This is a genomic window from Niabella insulisoli (assembly GCF_039652435.2).
Taxonomy (GTDB): domain Bacteria; phylum Bacteroidota; class Bacteroidia; order Chitinophagales; family Chitinophagaceae; genus Niabella; species Niabella insulamsoli.
Genome location: NZ_CP190246.1, coordinates 2,712,198 through 2,728,356, shown reverse-complemented (window position 1 = coordinate 2,728,356; position 16,159 = coordinate 2,712,198). Strand labels below are relative to the sequence as shown.

Here is a 16,159-nt window from a genome sequence, read left to right as displayed (position 1 = left end):
GTTATGACGACATATTCAGTTCAGGTAGTGATAATGCCTTTAAAAGAGTTATTAGACCCGCAGGGTAAGGCCGTAAAAGGCGGATTGGAAAATTTAGGATTGAAAAATGTTACCGACGTGCGGGTAGGAAAGCATATCACATTGCAGGTAGAAGCAGAAAGCGCAGAAGCCGCTAAAGCCATCGGGGAAGAAGCTGCGAAAAAACTATTAGCCAACGCCGTGATGGAATATTTCGAAGTAACCGTTTTATAATTTTTATGGACCTGGCAGCAGCCTATATGGCATCTTTGTTGCGTCGCACTCTTGTACTGCACAATATAGATCAACAGACTTTAAGCTCGTAGCGCCAGCGATAACAGGAATTTTCTGTATCAGCCATGCGTTGCGAACTGTCAACCATTATCCATGCTCTATCTTGTTCCAACACCTATTGGCAATTTAAAAGATATCACACTACGGGCCCTGGAAGTGCTGAAAGACGTGGATGTAATTCTCGCTGAAGATACCCGGACGACTTCGAAACTACTTAACCATTATCAGATATCGAAACCGCTATCCTCTTATCATCAGCACAACGAGCATAAAATTGTCGATCAACTGATTCAGCAATTGGCAGCTGGAAAGAAAATGGCATTGGTTACCGATGCAGGCACACCTGGCATTTCCGATCCGGCTTTTTTGTTGGTGCGCGCCTGCGTTCAAAACGATATTGAAGTACAAAGCCTGCCGGGCGCTACGGCTTTTGTGCCCGCCCTGGTCAACAGCGGCTTGCCCACCAACAGTTTTTGTTTTGAAGGGTTTCTTCCTCAAAAGAAAGGACGCCACACTACGCTCGAAAATTTAAAAAATGAGCGGCGCACGATGATCTTTTATGAATCACCGATGCGGCTGGTAAAAACGCTAAACGACTTATCCCAATACTTCGGGGCCGAAAGGCGCTGCTGTGTAAGCCGCGAGCTCACAAAAATGTTCGAAGAAAATAAAAGAGGTACGTTGCAGGAAGTTGCATCCTACTATGAGCAAAAAAAGGTGAGGGGAGAAATCGTCATCGTTGTTGCCGGCTCAGCATGACGCCCTGCGCTGCCGTCGCCCATTTCCCCGTAAACAAATATAACAACTGCTTATATTTGTAGCTATCACTTGAAGTTTAAGGTTACCACTATGATTAAAAGAATGATTGCGGTTTGCGCCGCAGCTTTGTTTTCTATTTCCTCTTTTTCGCAAAAAGGCTATTGGCAGCAGCGGGTAAAATATGTGATGGACATTGATATGGATGTTCAAACCAATCGCTTTTCAGGAAAGCAGCAGCTGGAGTATTGGAACAATTCTCCCGATACACTCAAACAGGTTTTTTACCATTTGTTCTGGAATGCATTTCAGCCGGGAAGCATGATGGATAACAGAAGCCGCCGCCAGGGAACTATCCGCATTGGGGGCCGGCCTGACTGGGATGCGCGCGTTAAGGATCGCATTCAACATTTATCGCCGGAGGAAATCGGCTACCAAAAAGTAGCATCGATAAAGATGAACGGCGTTGCCCAAAAATTTGAAGTGCTGGAAACCATTTTGATGGTGCATTTAAGCCAACCGATTTTACCAGGCCGGAAGGTAACTTTCGATATGGATTTTAATGCGCAGGTTCCCCTGCAAATCAGGCGCAGCGGAAGAGATAACCCAACGACAGAAGTCCGTTATTCTATGAGCCAGTGGTATCCGCGTATTTGCGCTTATGATAGAGAAGGGTGGCATCCGACGCCTTATGTAGGCCGCGAGTTTTACGGTCCGTTCGGACAGTTTCAGGTAAATATCACTATCGATAAAAGCTATATTTTGGGAGGGACCGGATATTTAAAAAATGCGAACCAGATTGGTTATGGCTACGAAACAGCAGGAGCAAAAGTGCAGCGCCCGTCGACAGATAAGTTGACCTGGAAATTTGTGGCCGACAGTGTGCATGATTTTATGTGGGCGGCCGATCCCCACTTTATACACAAGTCGCTAAAAATTTCAGACGGTATAACATTGCGCCTTCTTTGTAAACCTGCAGGAAAGGGTCCTGAAGAATGGGAGCAGATTCTAACGCTGGCGCAAAAAGCCTATCCCTTTATGAAAAAAACCTTTGGAGCCTATCCTTATAAACAATATTCGTTTATCACCGGGGGTGATGGAGGCATGGAATATCCAATGGCGACGCTGTTGGCTAGCCCGGGCGCCTGGCTGCACGAATGGTTCCATAGCTGGTATCAGGGCGTGATTGCGACCAACGAAAGCAAATTTCCGTGGATGGATGAAGGCTTCACTTCTTATGCCGAAGACCGAACCAAAGCATGGTTGGCGGGAGAAAGCGAGGAACTTGCCCAGGCTGGTAATTATAAGTCTTACATCAACCTGGCACGGAGTGGCTATGAAGAACCGCTTTCCACGCATGCCGACCATTTCAATACCAATTATGCGTATAGTGCAGCAAGCTACTCTAAAGGTGCGGTATTTATGGAACAGCTCGGTTATATTGTGGGTGCAAAACTGAGAGATCAAATACTGCTTGCTTATGATCAGCAATGGAAATTCAAACACCCGGCTATAGACGATTTGATCAGGTTGTCTGAAAAAATAAGCGGCATTCAACTCGACTGGTATCAGGAGTTTTGGGTAAACAGTACTAAAACCATCGACTACGCGATTGACAGTGTTTGGGAAGAAAATGGGAAAGCGAAAATCAGATTAAAAAACCTGGGATTGATGCCTATGCCGATCGATCTGGCCATCGTAACCAAAGGCGACAACACAGAATGGCATTATATTCCATTGGATCTGATGTTTGGGAACAAACCTACGGATGGACAAGCCAGGATAGATCACGCGGTTTGGCATTGGACCAGCCCGACCTACACAATTGAAACAAACTTGAAATTAGCGGACCTGGTTCGCATCGAAATCGATCCAACCCATCGCATGGCTGATATCGAACCGCAAAATAATAAGCGTACTTTTTAATGAACAGTTAGCTAAAATAAAAGGCAGGAGCGCTCAAACGGTGCTCCTGTTTTGCATTTGGAAAGGCATGTTCAAGCCCTTTTACCTTTCCAATATTCTTTTCAGATTGCCGAGCCCCTCCTTAAATTGATCGTCCATGTTCATAAACAGGTTCATTAAATTCCAGGGATAGGGCGATTTTCCGGTGATGCCCCAGGTCACTGACGTTTGCTCAGGAGCCAGCTCTTTGAGGATAAAGTAGCTCCTCGCCGGTTCGCCAAATCCAAAATCCAGTTCACTTTCCATGCGCTCGCCGTCAACAATATGCGTTATCGTTTGCGAGCCTTTGCCGGTTTTCTCTCCATCCCAACTGTATTTGAAACCTACCGACCCGTCTGCTCCCGATGCGATTGTTTTCATATCGGGGTCTGAAAGTTGCCAAACGCCAAAATTGTCCTGATTTTTTACAAATTTTATATAATTAAAAACCTGCTGTTTGGGTTCATTAATAACAACTTCGGCCTCACTGGTAAACGCTTTTGGTACAAAGAGCGCCACAATCAGCAAAAGAGCAACGAAAATAAGGATAGCAAAAAAAATTCTTTTTAAGATTTTCATGTTGAGTTGTTTGGTGAACAGTTAAGTTTTAATCAGTTAGTGCGAAGCACAGATTAAAGTTAGCTGATCCATTTTTTATTTCCATGTAATTTTTTGGGGAAGGAAAGGCTTACTCAAATGGATATTTTATCAGATAAATCTAATTAGCATTATTAAGGGTTAAGAAAGTTGAATTCTTCTGTGTTTTAATATCAGTTTCGTATTACATATGATAAGATATTAAGTCACATTCAATAAATTTGTCGAAAGAAAATATTAATAAAAAACGCCGGACAACCGCCCGGCGTTTTCGATTGTATTTTGAATAAACTTACTAAATCATTTTCACGCTTCTTTCTACAAATGAAGTTAATGCGGCACCCGTCAGCATACCCTGTGCCAGCAGCGCTAAGTCAAAAGCCTGTTGTGCCAAAGCTTTTTGCGCATCGCTATTGGTTTCCGAAAGTATTTTCGTCGCCAGCGGATGGTTCGCATTAACGGCTACTTTATATTTATCAGGCATGGAACCATAAAAATTCATGCCGCCGCCCATTGCCGCCATGTCTTTCATCCGGCGCATAAACTCATCCATCGTAACGGTCACAGGCATGGCGTCGGCTGAGAGATTTTCTACGCTCACTTCCATTCCCGGGTTGGTGATAGCTTCTTTGAAAACGGTTTCCAGCTGCTTGCTTTGTTCCTCGCTCAAACTGCTGTCGATCTTTTCATCTTTATCGATAAGTTTGTCGATAACATCTGCATCGACCCTTTTGATTTGCGTTTTCTCCAAATCTCTTTCAAGGTGGCTCACAAAGTGATTGTCCAGCGGGCCGTCTAATAAGAGCACGTCGTAGCCTTTTTTCTCGGCGGCGCTTATATAACCATGTTGTTTATCTGCATTATTGGAATACAGGTAAATTACATTGCCGTCTTTATCTGTTTGCATAGCCTCCACCTTTTCGCGATACTCCGCCAGGGTCGAAAATGTTTTGCTGACATTGCCCAGCAACACAAAATCTTTAGCGCGTTCTGCAAATTTTGGTTCGCTGATAATCCCGTACTTCACAAACACACCAATGTCATTCCATTTTTCTTCGTAGCTTTTTCGATCCGATTTAAATAATTCGGCTAATTTGTCGGCTACTTTTTTAGTAATGTGAGCGTTAATCTTTTTCACATTGCCATCGGCTTGTAAAAACGATCGCGACACGTTGAGCGGAATGTCAGGCGAATCAATCACGCCGTGTAACAACATCAGGAATTCGGGCACAATATCTTTTACATCATCGGTGATAAATACCTGGCGGCTGAATAACTTGATTTTGTTGCGCTGAATTTCCACATCATTTTTAATTTTCGGGAAATACAACACACCTGTCAGGTTAAACGGATAATCGACATTTAAATGGATCCAGAATAAAGGATCTTCGCTGAACGGATACAGTTCTTTATAAAAACTTAAATAATCTTCGTCTTTCAGTTCCGATGGGGATTTGGTCCATATCGGTTTCACGGTGTTGATGATGTTCGGAACTTCAACTTCTTTATATTTTGGTTTGCCCTCCTCGTCTTCTCCATCGGGCTCGCTTTCTTTTTTTGTACCAAATTGAACGGAAACGGGAAGAAACTTAGCATATTTGTCGAGGATTGACTGCAATTTGTAATCTTCGAGAAAATCCTTGTTTTCTTCATTAATGTAAAGAATGATATCGGTGCCGCGCTCGGTGCGGTTTCCTTCGCTTAATTCAAAAGTGGTGCTTCCGTCGCAAACCCAGCGTGCCGGCTCGGCCCCTTCCTGGTAGCTCAGGGTTTGAATTTCTACTTTATCGGCTACCATGAATGCCGAATAGAATCCTAAACCAAACTGGCCGATAATTTCATTGGCATCTTTGGCTTCTTTAAATTTCTCTAAAAACTCGCTGGCGCCAGAGAAGGCTACCTGGTTGATATATTTTTTTATTTCTTCGGCCGTCATTCCTATACCATTATCTGAAATGGTAATGGTCTTTGCCTCTTTATCCAGTTTTACCTGCACAAGCGGCTCGCCCAATTCGCCTTTAAACTGGCCCAATGACACCAATCTTTTTGCTTTTTGAATGGCATCTACAGCGTTCGAAACCAATTCCCGAAGAAAAATTTCGTGATCGCTGTATAAAAATTTTTTAATGATGGGAAAGATATTCTCTGTGTGAATGGATATCGTACCTTTTTCCTGAACCATATTGTATAAATTTTTTTCAATTTTTATCAAATTTAGTACCGCCGTGCTGAAAAGGTCAATATGTCAGAGCTAATGCAATTATTTCATTTAATTTAGTCGAATGAATGAGTTTTTTCAAACATCGAAGGATATTCCCTGGCAAGATCTGGGTAATGGCGTAGCGCGCCAGCTTTTTGGATATAATGGCCAACTGATGATGGTGAGGGTGAAATTTGAAAAAGGAGCGATTGGGGCTGTGCACCAACATCCACATGTGCAGGCGAGTTATGTCGAAAGCGGCCAGTTTGAGTTGACGATCGGTGATCAAGTCAAAGTGTTGAAACAGGGCGATGGCTATTTTGTGCCGCCCGATGTAGCGCATGGCTGTGTATGTTTGGAGAAAGGCGTGCTCATTGATTCGTTCACACCCGTTCGTTCCGACTTTTTGGTTTAACGAATAAATGGCGGGATTGATGTTGGAACTTTAGTAGTTCGTCGAAAACCCGCAAATCATTAGGCATCAGCTTTTTACTTTTGAAAAAAAGCTGATCGCATGGTGTTATTGGAGTCGAAACAATTGTTTACTTATTGGTTTAACGAGGGGAAAGAAGTTTTTTTTGAGTTTGCGCCGGAGTTGATCATTGCTATTCTCATTTATGTGGTCGGCTATAGGATTATTAAAAGACGTTGTATTTGGCTCAACAGAATTTTCAAGCTGCGGGATATATTTAAAGGTCAAAGCGCCGTGTCGCGGATATTAATTCCATGCCCGGTAAAAGGAAGCGCGGCTCATTTTACCGGTAAAAGTCGTTTTTCCGAAGACAGGCCTTTTCCGCCCGCCGACAATGCTTTTATACATCATGAAGTCAGGGTTGATGTAAATATGTACATTGCTTTTAGCATGGATGTTGAAAAGGCCCGCAGAATAGCCCTGGATGCAATCGGCCTGCATCCGAAAGTGATCCAAAAATCTACCCCAGAAATTAGGGTGGTGGAAGTGGGCGACGACCTGATTGTTTTAGCCGTGAGATGCTATACCACGCAGCCTCATTATTGGGAGGTTTTATTCGGTGTCCAGGAGCTAATAAAGAAAGGCTGGGACCAACACGGAATTGAGAACCCAAATCCACATAAAATTATAGTTGATAAATAAAGTCGGCAGCAGCTGTTGCTATCCTTTTTGCTTTATTTTTTTGAGAAATCTTAAGGTCAAAAAAATGGCAGAAAAGCTTAAGCCGCTGATAAATCCCATCCAAACGCCCCGTTCTTCCATACCAAAATAAAAGGCCATCACATAGCCCAGCGGGATACCCAATACCCAATAGGCGATAAAAATAAAAATAGTTGGGATGTTGACATCTTTAATACCGCGTAAAAGCCCCGCGCTCGTGGCCTGTATGGCATCGGGAATCTGAAAGGCCGCCGCTAAGAGCAATAATCCCGCAGCTATGCTGATAACTTTTTCTTCGTGATTAAACAAGAGCGGCAACTGATTTCGAAAAAGGATAAACAGGATAAAACAGACGCTGCCATAAATAACAGCCAAAAGGATCGTGCTCTTCCCGATCATAGAAATCCGCTTCCAGTTACTGCTTCCAAAAGCATGGCTTACACGGATGGAGCCAGCCTGCGATAAGCCCAGCGACACCATGAAAGCAAAGGCCGCACAGCTTAGAGCAATTTGATGCGCAGCCTGCTCGGCGGCGCCAATAGTGCCCACCAAAATACCCGACACGGCAAAAGCCCCGGCTTCCATCCCAATTTGCAAACTACTGGGAATACCAATTTTTAAGAGTTGCGTTAAAGTTGCTTTTCTGAGTTTCCATTGTGTTCGGGAAACGGAGATATATTTTTTAAAGATTTTATGGTTGAGAATGACCACGCCAAGTGCGACAAAAATCAGCGTTCGCGTGATGATGGTGGCATATCCGGCGCCAATCAGCTCCAGGCGCGGAAACCCCCAGTTTCCATAGATCAATAGCCAGTTTAGAAACACATTCAGCGGTATCGCAACAATCGACAAAGTCATCGCCGTGCGGGTATATTGAAGGCCGTCGGCAAATTGTTTGAGCGTCATGAAAAGTACCATCGGTATTATGGAAATACTCATCAGCGACATGAAAGGCATGGCGAGTTCCACAACCTCCGGATCTTGTTTCAGGTGCCATAAAATATCACGGCCAAAAAACAAACCTAACGAAATGAAGATCGCAAAGGCGGTGCATAGCCAAAAGCCATTATAAAAATAATGCGACACCAATTGTTTGTCGAATTTACCGTGGGCTAACGAAACCATCTGGGCTACCGAAATGGTGACCCCAATTCCGAAAATGAAAGGGATATTAATAACATTGAGCACCAATGCGGCCGCTGCAAGCTGTTTATAGCCCGTATAGCCGATCATTGCCGTGTCAATCAAATGAAGACTCATTTGTGCGAGCTCACCAAAAATAATGGGAAGCGCCAGTTTGAGTGTATTCCGGGCTTCCGTTTTATAACCGTACATGTTTCAGTTTAACTTAAAATCAGGCGTAGCTGTCGCGTTTCAGCTGCCGGAAAAATGTAACAAAATAAAAAGGATTTTGTTAAGCAGTTTTAGATGCGTTCAATCACCATCGCGCTTGCGCCACCGCCGCCGTTACAGATGGCTGCCACACCATATCGGGCTGCCTGCTGATGCAGGATATGGGTTAAAGTGACGAGGATCCGCGCGCCGCTTGCGCCCAAAGGGTGCCCCAGCGATACCGCGCCTCCATTAATATTTACTTTGGTGGGATCCAGGCCGAGCCGATGGGTGTTTTCGATGCCTACCACGCTAAATGCCTCATTCAGCTCCCAAAAGTCAATATCGTTGACTTGGAGGCCCGCTTTTCGTAGAGCCTTTGGAACAGCCAGCGATGGGGTGGTGGTAAACCATTCGGGAGCTTGCTCGGCATCCGCGTAGGCGACGATTTTTGCCAGGGGTTTTACCTGGAGCGCGTCCATTTTTTCCCTGCTCATGAGCACCAGGGCAGCAGCGCCGTCATTCATAGTGCTGGCATTGGCTGCCGTCACGGTTCCGTCTTTTTGAAAAGCGGGTTTGAGCGTTGGTATCTTATCAAATTTTACATTGAACGGTTCCTGGTCTTTATCAAAAACAATAAGGTCTCCCTTTTTTTGCGGAATATTTACCGGTGTGATTTCCTGCGCAAATTTTCCTGTTTCCCAGGCTTGCTGGCTGCGTTTGTAACTTTCAACGGCGAAAGCATCCTGCTCTTCACGGCTGATCCCACAAGTCGACGCGCATAATTCAGCAGCGATACCCATAGCATTTGTATCATAGGCGTCCGTTAGCCCATCTTTGGAGAGGCCATCAATAAGATTCGTATCACCATATTTTTTGCCCCATCGAAGGCTATCAACATAAAAAGGAACGTTGCTCATGCTTTCCATTCCTCCGGCTACAATAAGCTCCGCATCATCAAGCATGATACTTTGCGCCGCCTGCATCACCGCTTTCATGCCGCTCGCGCAAACCTTGTTAACAGTCGTGCAGCTCACTTCGTCTGGCAAACCTGCAAACCGGGCCGCCTGACGGGCAGGCGCCTGGCCCAGGTTGGCTTGCAATACGCAGCCCATCAATACCTCATCTACCTGCTGCGGTGCAATGCCTGCTTTTTCCACAGCGGCCTTTATAGCAACGGCGCCCAGCCGCGTTGCCGGCATATCTTTCAATAATCCGCCAAAACTTCCAATAGGGGTTCTCAATGCCGAGGCTATATAAACTTCTTTTGTATGCATACGTCGCTTTTTAGGGTATTCAGTAATGTGCTGCTCCTTCGAGGCCCGTGCTAAGGACAGGCGCTCTTATCGTTAGTATTACATTTTAATGCTCATAAGTTACGCAAAGATAATTTACTTATTGCAAGCTTTTTGATGTTAAATGGGGATAATCGGCGTTCTGCGCGAATAAACTTGCCGGCTGCTCTGAGCTAATGCAGCAGGCTTTGTATATTTGAAGATATGAAGCAAGTAAAATTGATATTGCCGGCGATGACAATAGCCCTGATACCCTTTCTTTTGTTCGCGTTTAAGGATAAGCGCCCTTTGCCCGAAACATCGCAAATTATTACCGGCGCCGATCAAACCGAATTGTATGTAGATTATCTAAAGGGAAAGCGTGTGGCGATTATGGCTAATCCCACAACTATTATCGGAAAAAAGCATTTGGTAGATAGCCTCCAATCCCTGGGCATTAATATAGTAAAAGTTTTTGGCCCTGAACATGGTTTCCGGGGCAATGCGAGCGCCGGCGTAGAAGTGAAAGATGAAAAAGACGCGGCGACCGGCATCCCGATTATTTCTTTATATGGCGGTAAAAATAAACCCAGCAAACAAGACATGGCCAATGTGGATGTGTTGATTTATGACCTGCAGGATGTGGGCGTTCGTTTTTATACAAACATCAACGCTTTATCACGTTTGATGGAAGCCTGCGCTGAAAACGGCAAAGAAATGCTCATATTAGACCGGCCTAATCCCAACGCGAATGTGATTGACGGCGCTGTGCTGGATATGAAGTATAAGTCTGGTATTGGTATGTTTCCTATACCCATGTCGCATGGGCTAACTGTAGCTGAATTTGCGCAAATGGCCAATGGCGAAGGCTGGCTTACCAATAAGGTAAAATGCAAACTAAAGATTGTTAAAGTGGCCAACTACTCCCACGATATGCCTTATACGTTGCCGGTAAAACCATCGCCGAATTTAAACACACAACAATCTATATTGTTGTACCCCTCCACTTGTATGTTTGAGGCGGTGTACGTGAATCATGGAAGAGGTACGATGTTCCCGTTTACCATATTGGGCAGTCCCGAGCTGAAAGGGAAGTATGCTTTTTCTTTCACGCCCAAATCCATCAAAGGCATGGCTGAAACGCCTATTTTTATGAACCAGGTTTGTTATGGTATTGATCTTAGAAAATACGATGCGGAGGCGCTTCGCAACAGCGGAAAGATTAATATAAAATGGATTATGGAGCTGTATAAAGCGCATCCGTACAAGGAAAAATTTTTTAATTCAAAGCTGAGTAACCAAATGAATAATATTGAAATTCAGATAGGTAATGGAATATTCCGTAAACAAATTATAAATGGCGCTTCTGAAGCAGAAATTCGCGCTTCATGGGAGCCGGGCTTGAGTGACTACAAAAAAATGCGGAAGAAATATTTGTTATATCCTGATAAAAGTTGAGTAGCATTATTCAACGATCAAGTTAAATTCGACCGGGTTTTATTCTGAAAGTCAGATATTTGCCTTCATACCAAATTTTGAAATTATTTTGCAGGAACAGTTCCATATCTCTAATGAAGAGACCATCATGCCCACAGAAAGCCATCTGGCTATGCAGGTGGGGCGTTATTTTTTTAGCTTTTGCATTTGTGATGCTGAAAAAAGGCGTTTATTACAATTAAAGCGTTATCGGTTTAGCGCTTTGTCGCTGCGCCATCTCGATAGTATTTTTAATGAGAATGCCGTGCTCAACGGGCATTTTCAAAGTATCACCACCGCCCTCGATTTCGGGTTTAGCTCTTTGTTGCCTGCCTCGCTTCATGTAAGTGAAACAGCGCCTTTGATGTATTTGGAAAATGCCGACCAACAGGATCATGTTATCACCGAGCCTGTGCCCGGCCACGATGCTTCGAATAGGTATACGGTGCCACCCGATATTCTGACCTGGATCGTTCACCATTTTCCCTCTTCTTCCTATTATCATACACATACGATTCAGATTGCAGCGGCGGCAACTGCGGGCGAAAACGGGTTGATTCGTGTTGATTTTTCAGATAATGTTTTTACCGTTGCCGTTTTTAAAAATGAAAATCTCCTCCTGGCTAAAACCTTTCGTTACAGCACTTCAACCGACGCAGTTTTTTATTTGCTGAAAATTTGTGAAGTCTTCGGATTAAAGCAGGAATCCGTTTCGGTGGAAATATCGGGCCTCGTTGATGCAAGCTCGAAGTTGTATCGCGAAGTTTATGATTATTTTTTAAATACTTCTTTCAAAGCAGCGGATTGGTTGGATGACAATTCAGAAGTTCCGTCACATTATTTCACAGCCTTAAATGAATTAGTTTTATGCGAATCATTTCAGGAAGTTTAGGAGGGCGTAAGATCAATCCTCCTTCCAAAATGCCTTATACGCGGCCTACTACCGACGTGGCGAAAGAGGGTTTGTTTAATACTATTCAAAACAGGATTGATTTTGAAGGCATCAAAACATTAGATCTCTTTGGAGGGACAGGCAGCATTAGCTACGAATTAGCCAGTCGCGGAGCAGCCGATCTTACGATCATCGAAAAGGATCATCAAATGTCCGATTTTATCAAAAAAACGGCAGCGGCGCTTCATATCGACAATCTGCGCCTGATAAAGATGGATGTTTTTAAGTTTTTAAATGGCCATGCGCAGACCTACGATTTTATTTTTGCCGGTCCGCCCTACGCATTAACTGAAATTGACGAATTGCCTCGAATCATTGTTCGCCAGGGGCTTATAGCGCCAGGTGGGTTTTTTGTTTTGGAACATACGCCCCGAAACGATTACAAAACATTTGATAAATACAGTTTCGAAAAAAATTATGGCACAACTATTTTTTCGGTGTTTACGAGTTGACGTCGGCCTTATGTAGGCCTGATTATTTGAAAATGACTGAAAAGTAATGCTACTTAAACGATGCTCAAATCCGCAGCGAGAAAAATATTTAATGAAAAGCGTCGCGCCGCGACAGCGCAGGAGCGTTCACGCTGGGACGATTTGATTTTAATACAGTTTCAAACCCTACCTGTCCCTGACATCCATACCTTATTTACCTACGCGGCGATGGAAGCCGAAGTAAACACCGATCCAATTGCCGATTATCTTCACTTTCGCCACCCTTCTTTGCAAATAGCTTATCCTGTTTGCGATTTTGAAACTTTTACGATGCAGGCGGTGCTGTCAACAGCCGACACCCCTTTTATTTTAAACAGGTTTGGAACGCCGGAGCCTCGTATGGATGGCGCGGAGATCCTGCCTCCTGAACAAATTGACCTGGTTGTGCTGCCCTTATTGTGCTTCGATGAACAGGGCTATCGGGTGGGCTATGGAAAAGGATTTTATGACAAATTTCTGTCTGACGTGCGGCCCGATTGCATTAAAATAGGATTAAGTTATTATGAAGCGCTTGATGAGATTGAGGATCGTAATCCGTTTGATGTACCTTTAAATTATTGTGTTACGCCACACCGAACGTATGAATTTTAGCAGGATTATAAAACGAAAATATATTTTGCTACTGCCATTTTCTTGGCTTTATCGATTCGGAATTTGGATCTTTCACAAACTGTACGATTTAAAATGGCGCCGTACTTATACGCCCGGCATTCCCACGATTTGTGTGGGCAACCTGTCCGTCGGCGGCACGGGCAAAACACCCATGGTGGAGCATATTGTTTCGCGGCTTTTGCCCTCAACAAAATTGGCGGTGGTAAGCAGGGGCTATGGCAGAAAAACACAGGGCTTGGTATGGGCCGACGAAATGGCGACTGCCGCCGATATTGGCGACGAGCCGCTGCAGTTTCATAAAAAGTTCCCGGCGCTGACCGTGGTGGTAGCAGAAAAAAGAGCAGCGGCAATCGAAGCATTGATGGCGCAACGGCCCGAAACAGATTTAATTATATTAGACGATGCATTTCAACACCGTGCGGTTAAGGCCTCGTACAATTTGCTGCTTACAGCTTACAACGATCTTTTTGTGAATGACTGGTATCTACCGGCCGGCTCGCTGCGCGATCTTAAATCCAGCTACCAACGGGCGCAGTCGATCGTGGTCACAAAATGCCCGGCTCAACTTTCCCTTTCAGAAAAAGAAAGCATAGAACGGCTGATCCAACCGCTACCGCATCAACATTTGTTTTTTGCGAGTTTTAGTTATGGAGCGCCCTATCATTTGTTCAGTGGCGTTGTGATGCCCGTTCAGGACATGAAGGACGGTATATTGATCACCGGCATCGCTAATCCCGCAACGCTGGTAGAATATTTAGAGCAGCGCCATGTAAAGCTGGATCACTTATCTTTTCCCGATCACCATGAGTTTTCAGGCGCGGATATCGAGCGAATAATAAATAGGTTTGCACAATGCGCTTTCGCTGATAAAATAATGTTGACCACCGAAAAGGACGCGATGCGTTTGCGTCAATGGCCCCAACTTGCGGCATTTTCCATTTTTGTTATTCCCGTAGCGCACCAGATTTTGTTTAGCGAAGCCGACCAATTTGACCGGGAACTTCTTAATTTAATAAATGCGCCTCAACAAGGTGGCAGGAATGTTGATATATAGTAAATTACACATTATACCGATATCTGGACTTTTATAGTTTAAAAGATAAATATGAGCAAAAGCAATAAACCCAAAAAGAAAACAAAAGAGCAAAAGCGCGGTAAGCGTGAAAAGCGATCGACAGAGCAGACCTTAAAAGGCCGTCTGGACGTGACCCGCTCCGGCCGCGGATTTGTAATTGTGGAAGGCCTCGAAGAAGATGTGATGATTGCGCCTGACGGGTTGAAAAACGCAATGGACGGCGACACGGTTCGTGTTAAGCTCACCAGCGGATATGAGGGCAGGCCGAAAGGGAAAATTACCGAAGTGGTGCAAAGGAAGCGAACTGAGTTTATCGGGAAAGTGCAGATGAACAAAGGTTTTGCGTTTATTTTGGGAGAAAAGGAAAAGAATATACCTGATTTATATGTGGCTGAAGAAAATCTCAACGGAGCCGAAAACGGGGCATCCGTAGTAGCGCGGATTTTGGATTGGGGTGGTGAGGGGAAAAAGCCTTCCGCAACCATTGTCTCAGTAATGAGCGGCGACGATGCCGCCGATGAAGCCATGAAAAGCATTATGCTCGAAAACGGCTTTGCTTTAGGGTTCTCCGACGAGGCGCTGGAGATTGCCGCGCGTATACCCGAAACAATCACAAAAGAAAATTTAAGCCACCGCAAAGATGTGAGGAGTGTGCTCACTTTTACAATCGACCCCGCCGACGCTAAAGATTTTGATGATGCTATTTCTTATCGGAAATTGAAAAACGGCAATCATGAGATTGGCGTTCATATCGCCGATGTAAGCCACTACGTAACGCCCGGCAATGCGCTGGATGACGAAGCTTATCAAAAAGCAACTTCCGTGTATTTGCCAGACCGGGTAAATCCGATGTTGCCCGAACATATTTCGAATGTTTTATGCTCGCTTCGGCCCAATGAAGATAAACTCGCGTTCTCAGCTATTTTTCAGATTACTGATAAGGCGGAAGTAAAACAGTATTGGCTGGGGAAAACAGTTATTCATTCCAACCGGAGATACACCTACGAAGAAGCGCAAGAGATTATTGAAACCGGCGAAGGCGATCATGCGGATGTAATTAAAACGGTCAATGAAATCTCTCAAACACTGCGTAAATACAGGTTTGACGAAGGTGCCATCAATTTTAATTCGACTGAGGTCCGCTTTAAACTTGATGAAAAAGGAAATCCCATTGGTATTGTATTGAAAGAAAGCAAAGAAGCGCATCAATTGATTGAAGAGTTGATGCTGTTGGCGAACCGCTATGTAGCGCGACATGTGTCGAAGGTAAAAGTCAATAACAAATCGATTCCCTTTCCTTATCGGATCCACGATACGCCCGATGAAGAAAAGCTAAAGCCTTTTATTGCTTTCGCCAATAAATTTGGATATAAGTTTGACATATCCAGCGCAGAAGCAATTGCTGCTTCTTTTAACAAGTTGTTGAAAGATGTGAAAGGGAGGCCAGAAGAAGCGGTGCTGCAACAGCTGGGTATCCGCACCATGGCGAAAGCCAAATATACGGAAAGCAATGTGGGCCACTATGGCCTTGGTTTTGAGTATTATTGCCACTTCACCTCGCCCATCCGGCGGTATCCCGATGTGATGGTGCACCGCATCTTGCAAGACATTTTGGAGGACGGTGTAAAAGTGGATAAGCGAATGGAAGAAAAATGTAAGCATTGCAGTGAGCGGGAACGCGCCGCGATGGACAGCGAGCGCTCGGCCAATAAATACAAACAGGTTCAATTTATGAGCCGTTATGTGGGAGAAGAGTTTGATGCCATCGTAAGCGGTGTTTCCAAATTTGGCTTCTGGGCCGAAACGGTTGATCATCTCTGCGAGGGCCTTGTTGCTATTACAAGCCTTGCTGAGCATGATAGTTTCAAACATTCTGAAAGCGACTATGCCCTCGTGGGCCAGCGCACCGGCAAGAAATTTACCATGGGGGATAAAGTGCGTATCAGGGTAGTGGCGGCTAACCTGGAAAAGAGGCAGCTCGACTATGAATGGGTGAAAGAATAAAA

Annotated in this window: 15 protein-coding genes; 11 read left to right on the top strand and 4 right to left on the bottom strand. The window is 44.5% G+C overall.

Annotated elements, in window-relative coordinates:
- Nucleotides 1–3 precede the first annotated feature (3 nt).
- From purS to ABDK00_RS11290, 3 genes are all read left to right on the top strand, one after another.
- Nucleotides 4–252 (top strand): phosphoribosylformylglycinamidine synthase subunit PurS, encoded by a 249-nt coding sequence (gene purS, locus ABDK00_RS11300; protein ID WP_346237296.1) that lies wholly within the window; start codon nucleotides 4–6, stop codon nucleotides 250–252.
- Nucleotides 253–405: 153 nt separating this feature from the next.
- Nucleotides 406–1,071: a 16S rRNA (cytidine(1402)-2'-O)-methyltransferase gene (rsmI, locus tag ABDK00_RS11295; protein WP_346237297.1), complete on the top strand. Its 666-nt coding sequence runs from the start codon at nucleotides 406–408 to the stop codon at nucleotides 1,069–1,071.
- A 90-nt stretch (nucleotides 1,072–1,161) separates the two neighbouring features.
- On the top strand, nucleotides 1,162–2,994 hold the full coding sequence (locus ABDK00_RS11290; RefSeq protein ID WP_346237298.1) for a M1 family metallopeptidase: 1,833 nt from the start codon (nucleotides 1,162–1,164) through the stop codon (nucleotides 2,992–2,994).
- A gap of 81 nt (nucleotides 2,995–3,075) precedes the next feature.
- Here ABDK00_RS11290 and ABDK00_RS11285 read toward each other — a convergent pair whose 3' ends face one another.
- Nucleotides 3,076–3,591, bottom strand: coding sequence for an SRPBCC family protein (locus ABDK00_RS11285; protein ID WP_346237299.1), 516 nt, complete (start codon nucleotides 3,589–3,591; stop codon nucleotides 3,076–3,078).
- Nucleotides 3,592–3,904: 313 nt separating this feature from the next.
- On the bottom strand, nucleotides 3,905–5,791 hold the full coding sequence (gene htpG, locus ABDK00_RS11280; protein ID WP_346237300.1) for a molecular chaperone HtpG: 1,887 nt from the start codon (nucleotides 5,789–5,791) through the stop codon (nucleotides 3,905–3,907).
- Nucleotides 5,792–5,891: 100 nt separating this feature from the next.
- Here htpG and ABDK00_RS11275 point away from each other — a divergent pair, with 100 nt between their 5' ends.
- Together ABDK00_RS11275 and ABDK00_RS11270 are read left to right on the top strand one after the other, a co-directional pair.
- Nucleotides 5,892–6,224: a cupin domain-containing protein gene (locus tag ABDK00_RS11275; protein ID WP_346237301.1), complete on the top strand. Its 333-nt coding sequence runs from the start codon at nucleotides 5,892–5,894 to the stop codon at nucleotides 6,222–6,224.
- A gap of 99 nt (nucleotides 6,225–6,323) precedes the next feature.
- A complete protein-coding gene (locus tag ABDK00_RS11270; protein ID WP_346237302.1) occupies nucleotides 6,324–6,923 on the top strand; it encodes a mechanosensitive ion channel family protein in 600 nt (199 codons plus the stop codon).
- An 18-nt stretch (nucleotides 6,924–6,941) separates the two neighbouring features.
- On the opposite strand, the gene ABDK00_RS11265 is transcribed toward ABDK00_RS11270, so the two are convergent.
- Both ABDK00_RS11265 and ABDK00_RS11260 read right to left on the bottom strand, forming a co-directional pair.
- Nucleotides 6,942–8,276: an MATE family efflux transporter gene (locus ABDK00_RS11265; RefSeq protein WP_346237303.1), complete on the bottom strand. Its 1,335-nt coding sequence runs from the start codon at nucleotides 8,274–8,276 to the stop codon at nucleotides 6,942–6,944.
- Between the two features lie 89 nt (nucleotides 8,277–8,365).
- Nucleotides 8,366–9,550 (bottom strand): acetyl-CoA C-acyltransferase, encoded by a 1,185-nt coding sequence (locus tag ABDK00_RS11260; RefSeq protein WP_346237304.1) that lies wholly within the window; start codon nucleotides 9,548–9,550, stop codon nucleotides 8,366–8,368.
- 222 nt (nucleotides 9,551–9,772) lie between these two features.
- Between ABDK00_RS11260 and ABDK00_RS11255 the strand changes: the two genes are divergently transcribed.
- The 6 genes from ABDK00_RS11255 (at nucleotide 9,773) to rnr (ending at nucleotide 16,157) form a co-directional block, all read left to right on the top strand.
- Entirely contained in the window at nucleotides 9,773–11,005 is a 1,233-nt protein-coding gene (locus tag ABDK00_RS11255; RefSeq protein ID WP_346237305.1) for a DUF1343 domain-containing protein, read from the top strand.
- 88 nt (nucleotides 11,006–11,093) lie between these two features.
- Nucleotides 11,094–11,915 carry a DUF3822 family protein gene (locus ABDK00_RS11250; protein WP_346237306.1) on the top strand — a complete coding sequence of 274 codons (822 nt, stop codon included), beginning with the start codon at nucleotides 11,094–11,096 and terminating at the stop codon, nucleotides 11,913–11,915.
- Nucleotides 11,891–12,427 (top strand): RsmD family RNA methyltransferase, encoded by a 537-nt coding sequence (locus ABDK00_RS11245; protein WP_346237307.1) that lies wholly within the window; start codon nucleotides 11,891–11,893, stop codon nucleotides 12,425–12,427. Before ABDK00_RS11250 ends, ABDK00_RS11245 begins: the two co-directional genes overlap by 25 nt.
- Before the next feature lie 60 nt (nucleotides 12,428–12,487).
- Complete coding sequence (locus ABDK00_RS11240) at nucleotides 12,488–13,057, top strand: 5-formyltetrahydrofolate cyclo-ligase (RefSeq protein WP_346237308.1); 570 nt, start codon at nucleotides 12,488–12,490, stop codon at nucleotides 13,055–13,057.
- Nucleotides 13,058–13,082: 25 nt separating this feature from the next.
- Nucleotides 13,083–14,132 (top strand): tetraacyldisaccharide 4'-kinase, encoded by a 1,050-nt coding sequence (lpxK, locus tag ABDK00_RS11235; protein ID WP_346237309.1) that lies wholly within the window; start codon nucleotides 13,083–13,085, stop codon nucleotides 14,130–14,132.
- A gap of 51 nt (nucleotides 14,133–14,183) precedes the next feature.
- Nucleotides 14,184–16,157 (top strand): ribonuclease R, encoded by a 1,974-nt coding sequence (gene rnr / locus ABDK00_RS11230; RefSeq protein ID WP_346237310.1) that lies wholly within the window; start codon nucleotides 14,184–14,186, stop codon nucleotides 16,155–16,157.
- Nucleotides 16,158–16,159 lie beyond the last annotated feature (2 nt).

Coding starts and splice junctions, on each gene's coding strand:
- purS (WP_346237296.1), top strand. CDS start 4: ATGACGACATATTCAGTTCAGGTAGTGATAATGCCTTTAAAAGAGTTA.
- rsmI (WP_346237297.1), top strand. CDS start 406: ATGCTCTATCTTGTTCCAACACCTATTGGCAATTTAAAAGATATCACA.
- ABDK00_RS11290 (WP_346237298.1), top strand. CDS start 1,162: ATGATTAAAAGAATGATTGCGGTTTGCGCCGCAGCTTTGTTTTCTATT.
- ABDK00_RS11285 (WP_346237299.1), bottom strand. CDS start 3,591: ATGAAAATCTTAAAAAGAATTTTTTTTGCTATCCTTATTTTCGTTGCT.
- htpG (WP_346237300.1), bottom strand. CDS start 5,791: ATGGTTCAGGAAAAAGGTACGATATCCATTCACACAGAGAATATCTTT.
- ABDK00_RS11275 (WP_346237301.1), top strand. CDS start 5,892: ATGAATGAGTTTTTTCAAACATCGAAGGATATTCCCTGGCAAGATCTG.
- ABDK00_RS11270 (WP_346237302.1), top strand. CDS start 6,324: ATGGTGTTATTGGAGTCGAAACAATTGTTTACTTATTGGTTTAACGAG.
- ABDK00_RS11265 (WP_346237303.1), bottom strand. CDS start 8,276: ATGTACGGTTATAAAACGGAAGCCCGGAATACACTCAAACTGGCGCTT.
- ABDK00_RS11260 (WP_346237304.1), bottom strand. CDS start 9,550: ATGCATACAAAAGAAGTTTATATAGCCTCGGCATTGAGAACCCCTATT.
- ABDK00_RS11255 (WP_346237305.1), top strand. CDS start 9,773: ATGAAGCAAGTAAAATTGATATTGCCGGCGATGACAATAGCCCTGATA.
- ABDK00_RS11245 (WP_346237307.1), top strand. CDS start 11,891: ATGCGAATCATTTCAGGAAGTTTAGGAGGGCGTAAGATCAATCCTCCT.
- ABDK00_RS11240 (WP_346237308.1), top strand. CDS start 12,488: ATGCTCAAATCCGCAGCGAGAAAAATATTTAATGAAAAGCGTCGCGCC.
- rnr (WP_346237310.1), top strand. CDS start 14,184: ATGAGCAAAAGCAATAAACCCAAAAAGAAAACAAAAGAGCAAAAGCGC.